The organism is Levilactobacillus andaensis (assembly GCF_016861695.1).
Classification (GTDB): domain Bacteria; phylum Bacillota; class Bacilli; order Lactobacillales; family Lactobacillaceae; genus Levilactobacillus; species Levilactobacillus andaensis.
Genome location: NZ_BOLP01000014.1, coordinates 45,692 through 61,040 on the forward strand (window position 1 = coordinate 45,692; position 15,349 = coordinate 61,040).

15 protein-coding genes are annotated in these 15,349 nt (G+C 49.8%); 10 read left to right on the top strand and 5 right to left on the bottom strand.

Annotation, left to right across the window (positions count from 1 at the left end; all coding sequences use genetic code 11):
* Positions 1 to 5 precede the first annotated feature (5 nt).
* The gene (locus JUF10_RS10565) at positions 6 to 980 is read left to right on the top strand and encodes a 3'-5' exoribonuclease YhaM family protein (RefSeq protein WP_203642133.1); all 975 of its coding nucleotides are present in this window, start codon (positions 6 to 8) and stop codon (positions 978 to 980) included.
* Between the two features lie 183 nt (positions 981 to 1,163).
* Here JUF10_RS10565 and JUF10_RS10570 read toward each other — a convergent pair whose 3' ends face one another.
* From JUF10_RS10570 to JUF10_RS10580, 3 genes are all read right to left on the bottom strand, one after another.
* The gene (locus JUF10_RS10570) at positions 1,164 to 2,084 is read right to left on the bottom strand and encodes a peptidylprolyl isomerase PrsA (RefSeq protein WP_203642134.1); all 921 of its coding nucleotides are present in this window, start codon (positions 2,082 to 2,084) and stop codon (positions 1,164 to 1,166) included.
* 112 nt (positions 2,085 to 2,196) lie between these two features.
* Entirely contained in the window at positions 2,197 to 2,517 is a 321-nt protein-coding gene (locus JUF10_RS10575) for a hypothetical protein (protein WP_203642135.1), read from the bottom strand.
* A 3-nt stretch (positions 2,518 to 2,520) separates the two neighbouring features.
* A complete protein-coding gene (locus JUF10_RS10580; protein ID WP_203642136.1) occupies positions 2,521 to 2,979 on the bottom strand; it encodes an HIT family protein in 459 nt (152 codons plus the stop codon).
* 736 nt (positions 2,980 to 3,715) lie between these two features.
* Between JUF10_RS10580 and JUF10_RS10585 the strand changes: the two genes are divergently transcribed.
* From JUF10_RS10585 to pepF, 6 genes are all read left to right on the top strand, one after another.
* Positions 3,716 to 4,450, top strand: coding sequence for an ABC transporter ATP-binding protein (locus JUF10_RS10585; protein WP_203642137.1), 735 nt, complete (start codon positions 3,716 to 3,718; stop codon positions 4,448 to 4,450).
* Positions 4,447 to 5,673 carry an ABC transporter permease gene (locus JUF10_RS10590; RefSeq protein ID WP_203642138.1) on the top strand — a complete coding sequence of 409 codons (1,227 nt, stop codon included), beginning with the start codon at positions 4,447 to 4,449 and terminating at the stop codon, positions 5,671 to 5,673. Before JUF10_RS10585 ends, JUF10_RS10590 begins: the two co-directional genes overlap by 4 nt.
* Before the next feature lie 61 nt (positions 5,674 to 5,734).
* Positions 5,735 to 6,526, top strand: coding sequence for a phosphotransferase family protein (locus JUF10_RS10595; protein WP_203642139.1), 792 nt, complete (start codon positions 5,735 to 5,737; stop codon positions 6,524 to 6,526).
* A gap of 80 nt (positions 6,527 to 6,606) precedes the next feature.
* Positions 6,607 to 7,254: a tRNA (guanosine(46)-N7)-methyltransferase TrmB gene (trmB, locus tag JUF10_RS10600; protein WP_203642140.1), complete on the top strand. Its 648-nt coding sequence runs from the start codon at positions 6,607 to 6,609 to the stop codon at positions 7,252 to 7,254.
* Positions 7,255 to 7,385: 131 nt separating this feature from the next.
* Positions 7,386 to 8,483 carry a competence protein CoiA gene (locus tag JUF10_RS10605; RefSeq protein WP_203642141.1) on the top strand — a complete coding sequence of 366 codons (1,098 nt, stop codon included), beginning with the start codon at positions 7,386 to 7,388 and terminating at the stop codon, positions 8,481 to 8,483.
* 63 nt (positions 8,484 to 8,546) lie between these two features.
* Complete coding sequence (pepF, locus tag JUF10_RS10610) at positions 8,547 to 10,355, top strand: oligoendopeptidase F (RefSeq protein WP_203642142.1); 1,809 nt, start codon at positions 8,547 to 8,549, stop codon at positions 10,353 to 10,355.
* Positions 10,356 to 10,901: 546 nt separating this feature from the next.
* Here the strand turns inward: pepF and JUF10_RS10615 are convergent.
* The gene (locus JUF10_RS10615) at positions 10,902 to 11,762 is read right to left on the bottom strand and encodes a DegV family protein (protein WP_203642143.1); all 861 of its coding nucleotides are present in this window, start codon (positions 11,760 to 11,762) and stop codon (positions 10,902 to 10,904) included.
* Positions 11,763 to 11,935: 173 nt separating this feature from the next.
* Complete coding sequence (locus JUF10_RS10620) at positions 11,936 to 12,586, bottom strand: DsbA family protein (RefSeq protein ID WP_203642144.1); 651 nt, start codon at positions 12,584 to 12,586, stop codon at positions 11,936 to 11,938.
* Positions 12,587 to 12,911: 325 nt separating this feature from the next.
* On the opposite strand from JUF10_RS10620, the gene yjbM reads away from it, so the two are divergent.
* From yjbM to JUF10_RS10635, 3 genes are read left to right on the top strand one after another with little or no spacing between them, the layout of a single operon-like run.
* The gene (gene yjbM, locus JUF10_RS10625; RefSeq protein ID WP_143463987.1) at positions 12,912 to 13,568 is read left to right on the top strand and encodes a GTP diphosphokinase; all 657 of its coding nucleotides are present in this window, start codon (positions 12,912 to 12,914) and stop codon (positions 13,566 to 13,568) included.
* Between the two features lie 2 nt (positions 13,569 to 13,570).
* Entirely contained in the window at positions 13,571 to 14,374 is an 804-nt protein-coding gene (locus tag JUF10_RS10630) for an NAD kinase (protein WP_203642145.1), read from the top strand.
* Positions 14,374 to 15,282 (top strand): RluA family pseudouridine synthase, encoded by a 909-nt coding sequence (locus tag JUF10_RS10635; RefSeq protein ID WP_203642146.1) that lies wholly within the window; start codon positions 14,374 to 14,376, stop codon positions 15,280 to 15,282. The genes JUF10_RS10630 and JUF10_RS10635 overlap by 1 nt, the downstream gene beginning before the upstream one ends.
* Positions 15,283 to 15,349: the final 67 nt, after the last annotated feature.

Below are 15,349 nucleotides of genomic sequence, written 5' to 3' on the forward strand. Positions count from 1 at the left end.
CTTCAATGGCGGCAACAAAACAGTTAATGGATTACGATGTTGATGAAGCGGTGGACGTCTTTGCGCTGTTAAAATCAGCGGACGTACGGACTGCAAAGAACGGTAAACAGTACATTGCTTTGGTATTTGAGGACCAGTCTGGTGAAATCTCAGGGAAATACTGGGATGCTTCGGCGGAAGATGTCAAAAACTACGTGGCTGGCCGGGTCATTCATCTGCAAGGGAAGCGCGAGAATTATCAAACGCACCCACAGATCAAAATTTTCCATTTACGTTTGACGGGACCAGGTGAACCAGCCGATCCGGATCAATTCATCGAGCGCGCACCGATGTCACGGGCCGAGATGGAAGAGTACATTAACCAAACGATTTTTGAGATCACCCAGCCCACGTGGAACCGGCTCGTTCGGAAGCTCCTGGCAGAATTTCAGGATCAGTTCTTTACATTTCCGGCGGCCAAGAGTAACCACCATGCCTTTCAGGGTGGACTGGCATTTCATACGATTTCTATTTTGAAGCTGGCCCATTCTGTTGTGGACCAGTATCCAGATTTGAACGCGCCTTTGCTGTATGCCGGCGCAATCCTACATGACTTGGGCAAGACGATTGAACTGTCCGGGCCCAAGTCGACGACCTACACGTTGGCCGGCAACTTGATCGGTCACATCGTGCTGATCGATGGCGAACTGGTCCGGGCTTGTGATCCATTGAAATTGGACCCGCAGGCGGAGGACGTGTTGTTGTTGCGGCACATGATTCTCAGCCATCATGGCCTGTTGGAATATGGGTCACCCGTCCGGCCAGCGCTGCGTGAGGCCGACGTCTTACACCAACTGGATGAATTGGATGCCTCAATCATGATGCTCGATACGGTCGTGGGGCACACGGAACCCGGCGAGTTTTCGGAACGGGTCTTTGCGATGGATGGCCGGCGCTTTTACCGGCCAACGACAGATACGCCGCAACCGAAGACGGAGTAGAATTTTCAGATTAAAAGTTAATGGGTGATTTTCAATCGTAAGTAGAATATTTAGAAATGGGACTGGTTATCAGTCCTTTTTTGTTTGATGAAAGGTGGTCGGTTATGACGTTTATGGCCAGCACAAAAAGGGCACCGACCAAAATAGTCGGTGCCCTTAATCGTAGTCATAAATGAGTTGATGTTACTTAGAAGATGAGCTTGCAGTAGTTGATGAGCTGCTTGATGACAAGTAGTCAGAAAGGATGTTCTTCAAGTCGCTATCCTTGATAGAAACGTTACCCTTCTTCAAGACCTTAGCCACAACATTGTGTAAAACAGTGCTGTCGTTCATGTCGTTGTCAAGAACTTGCTTCTTCAGTTCAGCCTTGTGTTGGTTCATAGTGCCCTTACCAGGGTTCTTCAACATCAAGATGACGTGGTAACCATATTGCGTCTTAACAGGCGTTGTGGTAAATTCGTCGGTGCTCAACTTGAAGGCAGCCTTCTTGAAGGTGGCGTCAAGAGAAGTATCAGTGCTATCGAAGGCACTCAACTTACCACCCTTGTTCTTGGTAGCCGTATCAGTAGAGTACTTCTTAGCTAACTTCGTGAATTCACTAGTCAGGTTGCTCTTCTTAGTGCTCTTCAAGTCGCTGATAACGGTGTTAGCAGTGGACTTCTTGGAAACTAAGATGTGGGCAACGGTAACTTCTGGTTCGTAACTCTTGAATTGCTTCTTAAGTTGCGCATCAGTAACCGTGACGTTGTCCTTAACGGCTTCCTTCAACAGTAAGTTAGAACGGATTTCCGTCTTCAAACTGGATTGGGTCATACCGCTTTGGGCTAAGACACTGCTAAATGATGAACCATATTGCGCCTTGTATTGGTTGAATTGCTTGGTAACAGCGGACTTCTTGACCTTGCTACCGTATTCCTTTTCCAAGACCTTGTTCAAAATCATTTGTTGCAGAACCTGCTTACCAGAGGAAGTACCCTTTAAACTGCTGTAGTAGGCACTTTCAGTGATCTTACCACCGTTAGTCGTGGCAACGGTCTTGCTCCCACAGCCGGCAAGCGTAAAGGTTAATAACACACCGGCAAGGGCAATAAACCATTTCTTCATATTGCTCAACACATCCATTCATCAAAATTGGTGTAAACACCATACTCAGACATCATAACACAAATCTTGCTAAACCTAAAAAGGTCGGCAAAGCTTTACAAAAAGTTCAAATTTACGCATTGTCCCAGCGTGACGCGGTTTCTTCGATTTTTTCGACACGGGGCGCAATTTTAAACGTAAATTTTTCAATATCCGTTTGAATATCATCGAGAACTGGCATCGCCGCATCAATTGCGGTGGTTAATCGTTGGGTACTTTGCGTTAAATTATCTTTGGCGTCTTTGACGTCATCAATTTTAGCCGCCGTGTGCTTGGCTTGTTCACCAACACTTTTTCCCCAGGTGAGGGGGTCTTGCTTGGTTAAAGTTAAGTAAGCGGCCAAACCAACGCCAACTGCGAGGACGCTACCCGCTAAGAAACGACCGATTTGCATAATTTAAGCCTCCAAGTGTGCTTTGATCTGTTCTTGAATTGCGGCGTACTTTGCAGGGGTGTAGTTACCAGAGTTGTCCTGGAAAATCATCTTGAAATCATCGTGGTCCGTGTAACGAGGAACCAGGTGGAAATGGGAGTGGAAGACGGACTGGTAAGCGACCTTCCCGTTGTTGTTCACGATGTTCATCCCCGTAATAGTCGGATCAGCCGCTTGAATGGCGCGGGCAATCTTAGGAATCCGGGAGAACACTGCGGCAGCGAGATCAGTATCGTAGGCAAAAATGTCTTGAACGTGTGTCTTCGGAATGACCAGCGTGTGGCCGGGAGTCCCTTGGGAGATATCCAAAAAGGCCTTAACGATATTGTCTTCGTAGACGGTGTAACTAGGAATCTCTCCCTTTAAAATCTTACAGAAAACACAGTCGTCGGCATAGTGTGGCTCGAGGGTCATTTGATCCATGAAAACTCCTTCTTTCGGTTCGATTTCATTCATTATACACCATCGAGGAGCCGGCTTGGCAAGCGGTTTAGTTAGTGATAAGGATTGGATTTGGCTAGATATAAAATGGTTGCACTGCGGCTGCCAGGGATTCCGCGGCTGTGGGGACGCTTCAGCCTGAAAGACCATCAGGCTTCTCGCTCGATTTGAAGTCACGCCAAGACCACGTGTCTTCAAAGTCGCCCATGGTGTAGGCTGGCCAGAACACCAGCCAACGCCATTATCACGGCCAGCTCCATCCCTGGCTTCCTCCGGCTCCGATTGATTTCTGACATGAAAAATGTTGGTGGTCATAAACAGTCTGAGTTGCCAGATAAGGGTATACCGTCTCATGAGTGACATTCCACGGTAGCTATCGATTGACGTTTAGAATTATTAATCGTTAGTTATCATATTACGTACATTTTCGAGCATATCTTGGAAGTTTAGTCTTCTTACCATTATTTTGTAGTGAATGGCGGGACAGCAAACGATGGTTAATCTTTTCCGGCAAGGGTGGGTGCGCAACCTTAGCAGGCGGAATCCCTGACAGCCGCAGGCGACACAGTTTCGTCTATTCCAACCTACCAGACGAATTCGTTTACCTAGTGGGCTATGGTATAATAGGACAGTTATCCGTTAGCCGTGATTTCGCCTGATTTGGCGGTCCAGCCGGCGGTCTTAAAACTTAAATTTAAAAGAAATGAAGGGATGCATAATGGCTTTAGAAGTCAGCCATGTTGTGGGTGGTTACTCACAGATCCCCGTCTTAAAGGATATTAGCTTTGACGTTCGGGACGGAGAATTAGTCGGATTGATCGGGTTAAATGGGGCTGGGAAGTCGACCACCATTAACCACGTTATCGGCCTATTAACGCCACATAAAGGAACAATTACGCTAAATGGCGTCACAATTGATCAGGACAGTCAGGCCTACAAGCAGCAGATTGCCTACATTCCAGAAACGCCAGTGTTGTATCAGGAACTGACCTTGCGGGAGCATTTGGAAATGACCATGATGGCTTATGATTTGGACCAAAAGCAGGCCTGGGAGACCGCTCATGACCTGTTAAAGATCTTCCGGCTCGACAATAAATTGGATTGGTTCCCCGCGAACTTTTCTAAGGGGATGAAGCAAAAGGTCATGATTGTCTGTGCGTTCTTAACGCAGGCCAAACTTTACATCATCGACGAACCTTTCTTAGGATTGGATCCACTGGCCGTTAATGACCTGTTGAACTTGATCGAACAACGGAAGAAGACCGGGGCCAGCATCCTGATGTCGACACACGTGTTGGATACCGCCCAACGGTACTGTGACCGCTTTGTCTTGTTGCATGATGGTCAAGTTAAGACTGAGGGGACTCTCAGCGAGTTACAAGCCGCTCTTCCGGAAGCGGGGGAATCGCTGAACGATATTTACCTTTCAATGACCAAGGTCGACCGCGCATGACCGACCTATTTAAATCACGGCTGCAACGCCATCTCCGGGAAATGGCGAAATATTTGCGGCTAGTCTTCAATGATTTCTTTGTCTTTGCTTTAATGTTTCTCTTGGGTGGCCTGGGCTATGGCTACTCAAACGTCTTAAAACAGTTGAAAATGGGTCTTTGGTGGGCGCCCGTGGTTGTCGTCTTGGTCTTGCTGGTGACGCTGCAGGTCGGTCGGTTCGCGACATTGATTGAAGATGCCGACCGCGTCTTCCTCTTACCAAAGGAACGCGCCATGCATGCTTACCTAGTGGCGGCACGCCGGTACAGCCAGGGCTTGGCCCAGACGACGCAGGTCATTGTCGTCTTTCTCTTGGCACCATTTTTGCGGGTAGCCCTGGGATGGTCGGTACCACAGATTGTGGGCTTATTGGTTGCACAGGTTATTTTAAAGGACACGCTGTTGCGCTTAGACCTGGCGAGTGCCTACCAGGTGACGGGGCAACGCCGGATGAACGAATGGCCCATCAAATGGGTGTTGGGCTTAGTTGCACTGGCCGTGGGTGTCTGGTTAACGCCATACGCTGCGATTGTCTTGGCTATTTTAGCGGATGGAGCCGTGGCCGTTTGGATGCAACGTCACTGGCAACAACAGCAAATTCGTTGGCGCGAACAGATTAAGATCGAAGATAACCGGATGCTGGGAATTTATCGGTTCTTCAACCTGTTCACCGAAGTCCCAATGGTGGAGGGCACCATCAAACGCCGGCGCTACCTCGACTGGCTGTTCAAGCCAATCAAGTCGACGCATGAGCAGACTTACGCGTATCTCTTTAGCCGCGGCATGGTCCGGGGCACTGACTTTAGTGGACTAGTGGTTCGACTGACGGTCATTGGGATGTTGTTGTTGTACTTCGTGCGGGGCGAATGGCTCCCTGTCTTTCTGGCGGCACTTTTCATCTATTTGATTGGGTTTCAGCTCTTACCGTTCTTCCAGCAGTATGACGACGTGGTTTTCACCCATATCTATCCGATTGCGCCGGAATTGCGGTTGAAGAGTTTTGAACACCTCGTCACACTGATTTTAGGAGTCGCAGCCTTGCTGATGTGGTTAGTGATCGTCGTGGCTAATTTGAGTCTGATGACGGCTGGAATCGCTTTGATAGTTGAACTCGTCGAGGTTTGGTATTTGGCCAGAATCTACACGCCACAGCGATTGGCTCGCGCAATGAAAAATAAGGCTTGACGTTGCCGCAGTTTCCCCATAGAATTAATAATAGCTGACAAATCGAGGAGGGGTGGCACGAATGGCACTAGATATTAGTGACGGCTGGAGCTTATTTCCGCTGGGTGGCAACACTGGCACAGCGTATATGGGCACGAAGGCGTCACAAAAGGTGTTCCTAAAACAAAACGCGTCACCGTTTCTTGCAGCACTTTCCGTCGAGGGAATCACCCCGCGGTTAGTGTGGACGAAACGCCTAGCTTCGGGGGACGTGATGACTGCCCAGGAATGGTTGAATGGCCGAACGTTGCATCGCAAAGAAATGCGCGAACAGCGGGTCGCGCGAATTCTTCACCGAGCGCATCACTCAAAACTGCTTCATGAAATGTTATTAAAAGTCGGCGGTCGTTCCACAACGCCCGCCCAGTTGTTAGCTCGCTTGCAACCCGCCTTAGCTGCGGATTTGCGCCAACATCCGCTGATTCAGTCAGCCTTTGCTAGCTTACAGGTTGAGCAGCCCCAACTGCCCGAGACGCACTATGAGGTTTGTCATGGTGATTTAAATCATAAGAATTGGTTGTTGTCCGATCGCCAACGGTTATACTTGGTTGATTGGGATGCCGCAACGTTTGCTGATCCAGCATTCGACCTCGGGGCACTACTCTGTGAGTACGTGCCGTTAGAGGAGTGGCAACGGTGGTTACAGGATTACGGCGAACGGTTGACACCGGACTTAACGTCTCGGGTGAACTGGTATGCGCGGGTTCATTGCCTGAGCATCATTGCCGAGAGTTACCACCAACAACGCTTCCAAATTATGAATCAACATTTAATTTTATTAGAAAAGCTGACGAGAGAGTCAGTGACTGATTAGAGACGTCGGCGGGAGCGGGGCAAACCTCGAGCCCGCCGTTGTTGTTTAGAACTTAGGAACAATCAAGGAGGAATTTTACGATGCGTGTGCGAAACAAACCGTGGGCAAAGGACTATATTGAAGACCATGCCGACAAGATGGTCACGGAACCAGAACCACTGAAGGGTAACTGGCAGAGCCGTTTTCCAAGCGAACAACCCTTGTTTGTCGAAATTGGAACGGGGAAGGGCCAGTTCATCGTTGAAATGGCGCGGCAACATCCCGACCAGAACTTTATTGGGATCGAAATTCAGATGTCCGTGATTGCGGCCGCCCTGAAGAAGGTCGTTGCCAGCGGTTTGACCAACATTCAAATGGTCCACACGGATGGTGAAGCCATCAATACCTTCTTTGACGCGGGTGAAGTGGCCGGCTTGTACCTGAACTTTTCCGATCCGTGGCCCAAGAGTCGCCATGCTAAACGCCGGCTGACGTCTCCCGTCTTCTTGGCCCACTATGCTGATGTTTTACAGCCTGAAGGTCAGATTCAATTCAAGACCGACAACCGCGGCCTCTTCGAATATTCCTTAGGGAGCCTCAACAATTTCGGCTTGGTCTTTGATGGTGTCTGGTTGGACCTGCACGCCGCAACCGATGGCGTGGAAGACATTGAGACTGAATACGAGCAAAAATTCTCGGCTAAGGGACCAATCTATCAAGTGATTGCGCACTTCCCGAAGGCTGAATAAATATGAATCGAAGAATCGCGATTGTCGAGTTTAGGCAGTGGCGATTTTTGTTTACAATTAAATTTATTTTGAGTATAAAAAATGGTTCACAACCCTTTACGGAGTTAGTCAGTGTAAAGGGGATGGGAGCCATGCTAATTGCGTTGGTGGATCAAAAATTAGTTGATGCTCAGGATGCCGCTCGGCGCAATGACTATTGCTGTCCCGCATGTCATGAGACCGTGATTCTTCATCATGGGACCCGAGTACAACCGTACTTTGCGCACAAGAGCCTGGGAGACTGCGCGGTGGCGACGGAGGGCGAGACGCAGCAACATGTCTTAGGCAAACGGCAATTGGCAGAATTTTTCCGTGGTTGGGGTCCGGTGACACTTGAGAAAATCTTGCCGAAAATTCAGCAGCGTGCTGACTGTTGGGTCGCCCGTGATCATCCTGTCGCGGTAGAATTTCAATGCAGTCCGATCAGCTCCGAACAGGTGGCTCAGCGGACTGCCGGGTATCGTCAATTGGGTGTCTATCCCTGTTGGTTATTGGGGGAACGCTTTGCCCGCCAGAAAATAGGTTGGTCCCTGATTGACCGGTTTGCCAGTCCGTTACGTGGTTGGGGACTGTGCCTGCTCTTTTGGGATGTGGGTCGTCAACAGATTCGGCTGATCCATCACCTCTATCAAGATGCTACGGGAACTTATGGTTATTGGCAGAGTTGGGTGGCTAGCTTGGCAGAACTGGAGGTGGGAAATCAGCGGCGGCTGTGGATACCACCAATCAATGTTCGTCAATTTCGGCACGACTTAGACCAAAAACTCTTGCGGGCGACTCCCGCCTTACGTCCGTTGCAAGAGACACTGTATCTGCATGGGCACCACTTAGCGGGCTTTCCGACGGTCTTTGTGACCCAGCGCGTGACGCCACCGTTATTTGGTCAGGGGCTCCTGGTGTGGCGGGCGGTCGTGGGTGCTTGGATGTTTGCCTTGCGCGGCGAGGTCTTAACACCGGCCACAGTGGAACGGCTGGCCGAGCAAGGATTGGCATTGATTGGTGGCCACTTACAAGCCGGTCGATTCGATGGCAAGGAGGGATTAGCCCGTGCGCAACATGATTTTGTACAGGACTTGGTCAACGGCGGCTATTTTGTGCGGGTAAAAACCGGTTGGCAAATTAACGCAGAACCCCAATGGGCCGCCGATTATACGGCATGGTTAAAAAATGATGAGAAAAAGTTAGGCTAAATGGCCAAATAATGAGATGAAAGTGGTAGACTATTATTATGCAAAATTAAGGAGGACGAAAATATGAAGCAAATTCCCGCACGTTCAGCGGTTCCAACCGAGTTAACTTGGGATCTGACCCCCATTTTCCCCGATGACGCAGCCTTTAAGGCCGCCGTTAGCGACATCCAGCAGGCAGCCAAGCAAGCGGCCGAATTAAAAGGTCAACTGGCCAAGAGTGGTCAAGACCTCTATCAAGTCACGGTAACGGTCTTTGACCTGAACCGCAAGTTGGAACGGGCATATGTGTACGCCTCTCTGAAAAATGATCAGGATACCGGCGATGCTAATGCCCAGGCACTTTCTGGTCAGGCAGACAACCTGATTGCCACCGTTTCATCGGCGACATCTTGGTTTGAACCCGAAGTCTTAGCCTTACCAGAAGCAGATCTACAAGCTCTGATCGACGCAGAACCAAAGTTAGCAGCGTATCAACACTACTTTGATGTGTTAGGTCAGCAACGTGACCACACCTTATCTGCTGCCGAAGAAAAGTTACTGGCAGGCGCGAGTGACATTTTTGCTGCCTCATCGAAGACGTATAGTGTCTTAAGCGATGCCGACTTGAAGTTCCCCGTCGTTCAAGATGAAGAGGGCAACGACGTCCAACTGTCAGAAGGTCTTTATGGGGTCTTACTGCAGTCGACCATGCCTAGCGTTCGTAAACAGGCCTTTGAGGCACTCTACAGTGTCTACCAACAGTTCCGTCATACGTTTGCTTCAACGCTGTCTAGCGAGGTTAAAACGCATAATTTCGGTGCCGAGGTTCGGCATTATGGCAGTGCGCGTGAAGCAGCTATGAGTGCGAACAATGTTCCCGCCGTTGTGTATGACACCTTGGTCAAGTCGGTCAACGCTCATTTGGATTCCTTACACCGCTACGTTGGTTTGCGGAAGGAAATTTTAGGGTTAGAGGATCTACATTTCTACGACCTCTATACGCCGATCACGGGTGAACCTAGCTTGAGCTACACCTATGAAGAGGCACAACAAGAAGCCTTGAAGGCATTAGCCGTCTTAGGTCCAGATTATGTGGCTAACGTACAGAAGATGTTCGACAGTCGGGCCATTGATGTCGTTGAAAACAAGGGCAAGCGGACTGGTGCATACTCCGGTGGGATGTACGACACGAAGCCATATATCTTACTGAACTGGCAAGATAGTCTGGAAAGTCTGTTCACGCTGGTTCATGAAATGGGCCACAGCATGCACAGTCACTATACCCGGACGAACCAACCTTATCAGTACGGCGATTACTCGATCTTTGTGGCCGAAATTGCGTCCACAACGAACGAAAACCTCTTAACGGATTACCTGTTGAAGACGCAGACCGATCCGCAAGTTCGCGCTTACGTTCTGAACCATTACCTGGACGGCTTCAAGGGGACGGTTTACCGTCAAACCCAATTCGCCGAATTCGAAGACTACATTCACCAACAGGCTGCGGCCGGTGAAACGTTGACGGCCGACTTCATGAGCAAATTCTATGGTGACTTGAACGCCCGTTACTATGGTGACAACTTAGCTAAGGACCCTCAGATTGCTGATGAATGGACCCGGATTCCTCATTTCTATTACAACTACTACGTTTACCAATACGCGACTGGCTTTGCAGCCGCAACGACGCTCTCACAACGGATCTTGAGTGGGGATGACGCCAAGCGCGATGCGTACCTGACCTACCTGAAGTCTGGGAGCTCAGCATTACCATTAGACGTGATGCGTAAGGCCGGCGTTGACATGACCCAACCAGATTACTTGGAAACAGCCTTCGCCACTTTCGACAAGCGCTTAGCTGAGTTCAACGAGTTAGCTCACCAACTGAAGAAATAAGCGGTATTTTCGCCTTACCGGTCACCAGATATGGGCTGGAACGGTGCGAACACAACTTGAAGCCTCGAAAAACGCGAGTCTTCAAGCTTGGTTTTCTACTAAGCCAGCAGGAAAATTCACCTGCTAACTAAGTAGAACGACGCGCCTGAGCCCATATCTGGCGACCTCTCGGCTTACATGGTTGCTCTCTTATGACTGAGATAAAAACTGTTATCAGTCGAGCCGTAAGATTTTACGACACACAATTGTTCAATGATTGTTGTGGCAGAGCACCATCGGAGCCGGAGGCGGCCAGGGGTGTAGCCAGCCGTGGTAATGGCGTTGGCTGGCGTTCCTTGCTAGCCTACACCATGGGCGAATTTGAAGACACGTGGTCTTGGCGTGGCTTCAAATCGAGCGAGAAGACTGGTGTTCTTCCAGCCTGAAGCGTCCCCACAGCAGGCGGAATCCCTGGCAGCCGCAGTGCGGCCAAATAAAACCGTAAAACACAAAATGACCACACTATCCAGAGAGGTAGGGTGGTCATTTTGTATGGTTATCTCATTTTTAGAAGGATTGCCAGTCGCGTTGCCACAGCAAGCCCATCGTTTTTTCACCGGTATGGACGCTGATGGCGGGCCCGAGTTGGCTCTGGGAGATGCGGACCTCGGGATATTGTTCCGTTAGCTCGGCGGTCCAGGCATCGGCCAGTTCGGCGTTATTGGCATTGATGACGGTTGCGTGGAGAGAATAGTCGGTAGTTTTCAGCGACTCCTCCAAGCGGTCAGTCATGTAATGGAAGGCTTTCTTCATGGTCCGTTCCTTGCCAATGGCGATAATTTGCCCGGCATCGTTAAACGTCAGGAGGGGCTTGATGTTGAGCAGATTACCAATGATTGCGGAACGATTGCTGAGCCGGCCAGTTCTGGCGAGGTGACTCAGATTATCGACGGCAAAGTAGACCTGCATGGTACTCCGTAGATTTTCCAGTTCTGGAACGATGTCAGCGGCTTTATCACCGTTAGCGACCATTTCACCAGCGAGCAGGCAAAGGTTGGCCTCGCCAGCGCTGGCAACCAATGAGTCGACTGGATAGATGTGCGCCTTGGTATAGGTCTGACAGAACATCTTGAGGTTACTCATGAATGAGGTGATCCCACTGGATAGGTGGATTGAAATAATTTCGTCAAACCCCTGCGCGGCTAGCTTGTCATAGGCTTCTTCAATCTGACCTAGGGAGACCTGAGCTGTCGTTGGTAACTCGTTATCCGTGTTTAGATAGTCGTAGAAGGTCTGTAGGCTCAACTCGGATTCCGGATACTGGTGGTCGCCTAGAATGACTGTGATCGGTAAAACGACGATATGGTATTGTGCAACCTGAGCAGGCGTCAGGTAAGAAGCAGTGTCCGTAACGATGGCAGTTGGCATAATTTATCCCCTTGCTCTCAAAAATAGTTGGGTCAATCATACCATATTGCCAGCAGATTTGATATTAGGGAAGTCAACAAATTAACGGGCAAAAAAATGTTGCTTCCCAAAGTGCAGGAAGCAACATTTACGAATGGTTCGATTAGTAATTACGTAAAACGATTCAGCAGGCGTTATAGAACGTGAAGATTGGGGTGATAGTTACTCCCCCCTGATGAAGCTGCTTGGCGGTTCGATGTGTAAGTTGGTTCGGCCATTAACGTTTCCTTAGTCGCCACCCCTTGACTCTCGCAGACATCGCAGAGGGACTCATAGGTCACGTCATTGAGCAGGAGGCCACATTGCGAGACATCGCAGTTGAAGATGACCGCGGATGAGGACTGCTCGATTTTCATCTCAGCAGCTAACTTTTGATCGGTTTGGAAAGCCTGCTTGGCCAAGTCGGATTGGCAGTCTTCCGTAAACATATCTAGGTCAAGATGACATTTCTTAGCCAGAGTTAACACTAAGTCATTGGAAAATTTTTGATGGTCGTTCACCACGGCCATTTGCATGTTTAAGAGGAAATCGCGCCCCTTGCGTTTGCCCTGAAAGAGGGCCGCCTTATAGGCGAGAATGGCTTGATAGTAAACGTTGAAAAAGGCGTTTCGTTCAGCCAAAGTGGGGTGCACGGGCAAGGCCTGTTCAATGATCTGCTGGTTCAGCAACGGAACAAATTGAAACGACACCTTGCTATTGAGATGATCAGCCAACTTCATAATATTACGCTCGGAACGCATACAGCGAGCGCCTAATGGGTTGACGAACAAATAGACTTCTAACACATTGCTTCCTCCTATACTCGTTCGAATTGGCAATCAGCAAGGGTCGCCAAACAAAAAGTAACAATACCACTACATTAGCAAAATTTCAAAAAATAGCAATCAGAACGTTTGTTTGAGGTGAAGACCGTTCGTTTAAAACGCAACCTAATCATGCAACATTTTCTTGGCGAGGTAAAGCTAAACGCCTCGTAAAAGTCACGGGTCACCCAGATTGGGCCGCTAGTGAAATTCTTAACGAATTCGAGGAGTAATTACTCTCAGTTGGGGCTAAATTATGGTAGAATCGAAAGATAAGACGTGTAATTAAGGTTGGGGGATAGTCGTCATGATAACGAATTGGGATCAATTTTTATTGCCCTATCAACAGGCCGTGAGCGAGCTGAAAGTTAAGCTCCGCGGTATCAGAAAGCAGTTCGAGAACCGCAACGAGCGTCCGCCGATAGAGTTTGTCACCGGGCGCGTCAAGCCGGTCCCCAGCATTAAAGAAAAGATGTCACGCCGGCACGTCGCCGAGGAGCGGCTGGAACAGGATATGCAAGACATTGCGGGTCTACGAATCATGTGCCAATTTGTCGAGGATATTTACCAGGTCGTCGATCTCTTACGGCAACGGACCGATTTAACCATTTTGGAGGAACGGGATTATATCCATAATGAAAAGCCGAGTGGCTACCGTTCTTACCATATTGTCATCGAATACCCAGTCCAACTGGTGACCGGTGAGAAAAAAATCCTAGCTGAAATTCAAGTGCGGACGTTGGCCATGAACTTCTGGGCCACCATCGAGCATTCTTTAAATTATAAGTACCAAGGTGACTTCCCGGCTGAATTGAGTGCACGACTGCAACGCGCTGCGGAGGCCGCATTTAAGCTGGACACGGAAATGTCCGAAATTCGAGAAGAGATTCAGGAGGCCCAACACTACATCACGCCACCACGGGATGATGACGGGGCAACACCTTCTCAGCATAAGGAAGATTGAGTATGAAAGTTTCCATTTTTAGCAATAACGGTCCTTCTTCGCAAAAAGTGGCGACCGCTTTAAAAGACGGGCTCACCGCGGCTCACGTCACACTCGATAGTCTGGACCCAGATATCGTGGTCACGGTCGGGGGGGATGGCACGTTGCTATCTGCCTTTCACCATTACAACGACCGGCTGGATAAGATTCGCTTCGTCGGAATCCACACGGGCCACTTAGGGTTTTACACGGATTGGCGCGACTATGAGGTCCAAGAGCTGATTAAGAGTTTGGTCAACGACAACGGGCAAAGTGTCAGCTATCCGCTATTAACGATTCAGGTGGAGTACGCGGATGGGACCCATCCTGACCAGGCGCTCGCGCTGAACGAATCGACCATTAAGAAGGTCTCTGGAACCATGGTTGCCGATGTTTACATTAAAGGTGAGTTCTTCGAGAGTTTTCGGGGCGATGGCCTGTGTATCTCAACGCCGACCGGCTCGACGGCGTACAACAAGTCCGTTGGGGGCGCCGTTTTGAACCCGCAATTTAATGCCGTGCAAATGGCAGAAATTGCATCGATCAACAATCTGGTCTTTAGAACGCTGGGGTCGCCGTTGATCATCCCGGCTGATGAGTGGATTCGCATTGAACCCACTAACGCCGCGGACAACGTGTTGATGTGTGATCAACTCAGTATTGAAGGACGGCCCATCAAGGCCATTTCCTATCGAATCGCACGGCAACGGATCGCGTTTGCTGAGTACCGGCATACCCATTTCTGGCAACGGGTCGAGGCGTCCTTTATTGGGCGGGAGCAACCGTGATGACGACATTCGAATGGGTCGTGGACGGTGAGAGCCCAGTCCACGTGCGAACCGTTTTAATGGCGCATGGCGTGACCCGGACGTTTTTAAAGCAAGTCAAGTTTCACGGTGGCGTGGTCACACTGGATGGTGAAGAAGTCCGGGTGGTCGCGATGGCGCATCCAGGGCAGCGAGTGGGGCTACAGCTTCCACCAGAGCCAGCTAATGACCATGTGGCGGTTTCGATGCGGCCGCTGGACATTTTATATGAAGACGAACACTTTCTCGTGGTCAATAAGCCAGCAGGGATGGCGTCTGTGCCGTCCCACCTGTATCCAGATGATACGTTAGCCAATCGTGTTAAGGGCCATCTCATCGCGATTAAGGCGCCTAGTGCTGTGACCCACATCGTGACCCGGTTGGATCGAGAGACTAGCGGAGCGGTACTGTTTGCGAAACATCACTTTGCGCATTCAATTTTGGATAAGCAGTTAAAAAATGGTGAGCTGGACAAGCGGTATGTGGCGGTGGCCAGTGGTCAGGTCACACCGACCCATCAGGTGATTCAAGCGCCAATTGGGCGGGCAGAAGGGTCGTTTATCAAGCGGACCGTTCGTGCAGACGGGCGCCAAGCCAAAACCGAGCTATGGGTGCGTGCCCGATCCGCAACGGCTAGCTTACTAGCGGTCAAATTGCATACGGGACGGACCCATCAGATCCGGGTGCACTGTGAGTCAATCGGGAATTCGCTACTGGGTGACTGGTTGTATGGCACTCAGACCGATCCCTGGATTCATCGGCAGGCGTTGCATTGTGCGCGGGTCAGCTTCTATCAGCCCTTCTTAGGGCGATGGATCACCTGTTATGCCCCGTTGCCAGCAGATATGGCATTAGTTATTGAAAAAGAAATTATGGGAAGCCATGACTGATCATTAGCCGTGGCTTTTTTCGTGCGACAAAATAATTGCCCCGTGATTCAGTCGGGTTAAGCATCTG

Excerpts from the sequence above, each read along its gene's own strand:
- JUF10_RS10565 (WP_203642133.1), top strand. The coding sequence starts at position 6 with ATGGCGGCAACAAAACAGTTAATGGATTACGATGTTGATGAAGCGGTG.
- JUF10_RS10570 (WP_203642134.1), bottom strand. The coding sequence starts at position 2,084 with ATGAAGAAATGGTTTATTGCCCTTGCCGGTGTGTTATTAACCTTTACG.
- JUF10_RS10575 (WP_203642135.1), bottom strand. The coding sequence starts at position 2,517 with ATGCAAATCGGTCGTTTCTTAGCGGGTAGCGTCCTCGCAGTTGGCGTT.
- JUF10_RS10580 (WP_203642136.1), bottom strand. The coding sequence starts at position 2,979 with ATGGATCAAATGACCCTCGAGCCACACTATGCCGACGACTGTGTTTTC.
- JUF10_RS10585 (WP_203642137.1), top strand. The coding sequence starts at position 3,716 with ATGGCTTTAGAAGTCAGCCATGTTGTGGGTGGTTACTCACAGATCCCC.
- JUF10_RS10590 (WP_203642138.1), top strand. The coding sequence starts at position 4,447 with ATGACCGACCTATTTAAATCACGGCTGCAACGCCATCTCCGGGAAATG.
- JUF10_RS10595 (WP_203642139.1), top strand. The coding sequence starts at position 5,735 with ATGGCACTAGATATTAGTGACGGCTGGAGCTTATTTCCGCTGGGTGGC.
- trmB (WP_203642140.1), top strand. The coding sequence starts at position 6,607 with ATGCGTGTGCGAAACAAACCGTGGGCAAAGGACTATATTGAAGACCAT.
- JUF10_RS10605 (WP_203642141.1), top strand. The coding sequence starts at position 7,386 with ATGCTAATTGCGTTGGTGGATCAAAAATTAGTTGATGCTCAGGATGCC.
- pepF (WP_203642142.1), top strand. The coding sequence starts at position 8,547 with ATGAAGCAAATTCCCGCACGTTCAGCGGTTCCAACCGAGTTAACTTGG.
- JUF10_RS10615 (WP_203642143.1), bottom strand. The coding sequence starts at position 11,762 with ATGCCAACTGCCATCGTTACGGACACTGCTTCTTACCTGACGCCTGCT.
- yjbM (WP_143463987.1), top strand. The coding sequence starts at position 12,912 with ATGATAACGAATTGGGATCAATTTTTATTGCCCTATCAACAGGCCGTG.
- JUF10_RS10630 (WP_203642145.1), top strand. The coding sequence starts at position 13,571 with ATGAAAGTTTCCATTTTTAGCAATAACGGTCCTTCTTCGCAAAAAGTG.
- JUF10_RS10635 (WP_203642146.1), top strand. The coding sequence starts at position 14,374 with ATGACGACATTCGAATGGGTCGTGGACGGTGAGAGCCCAGTCCACGTG.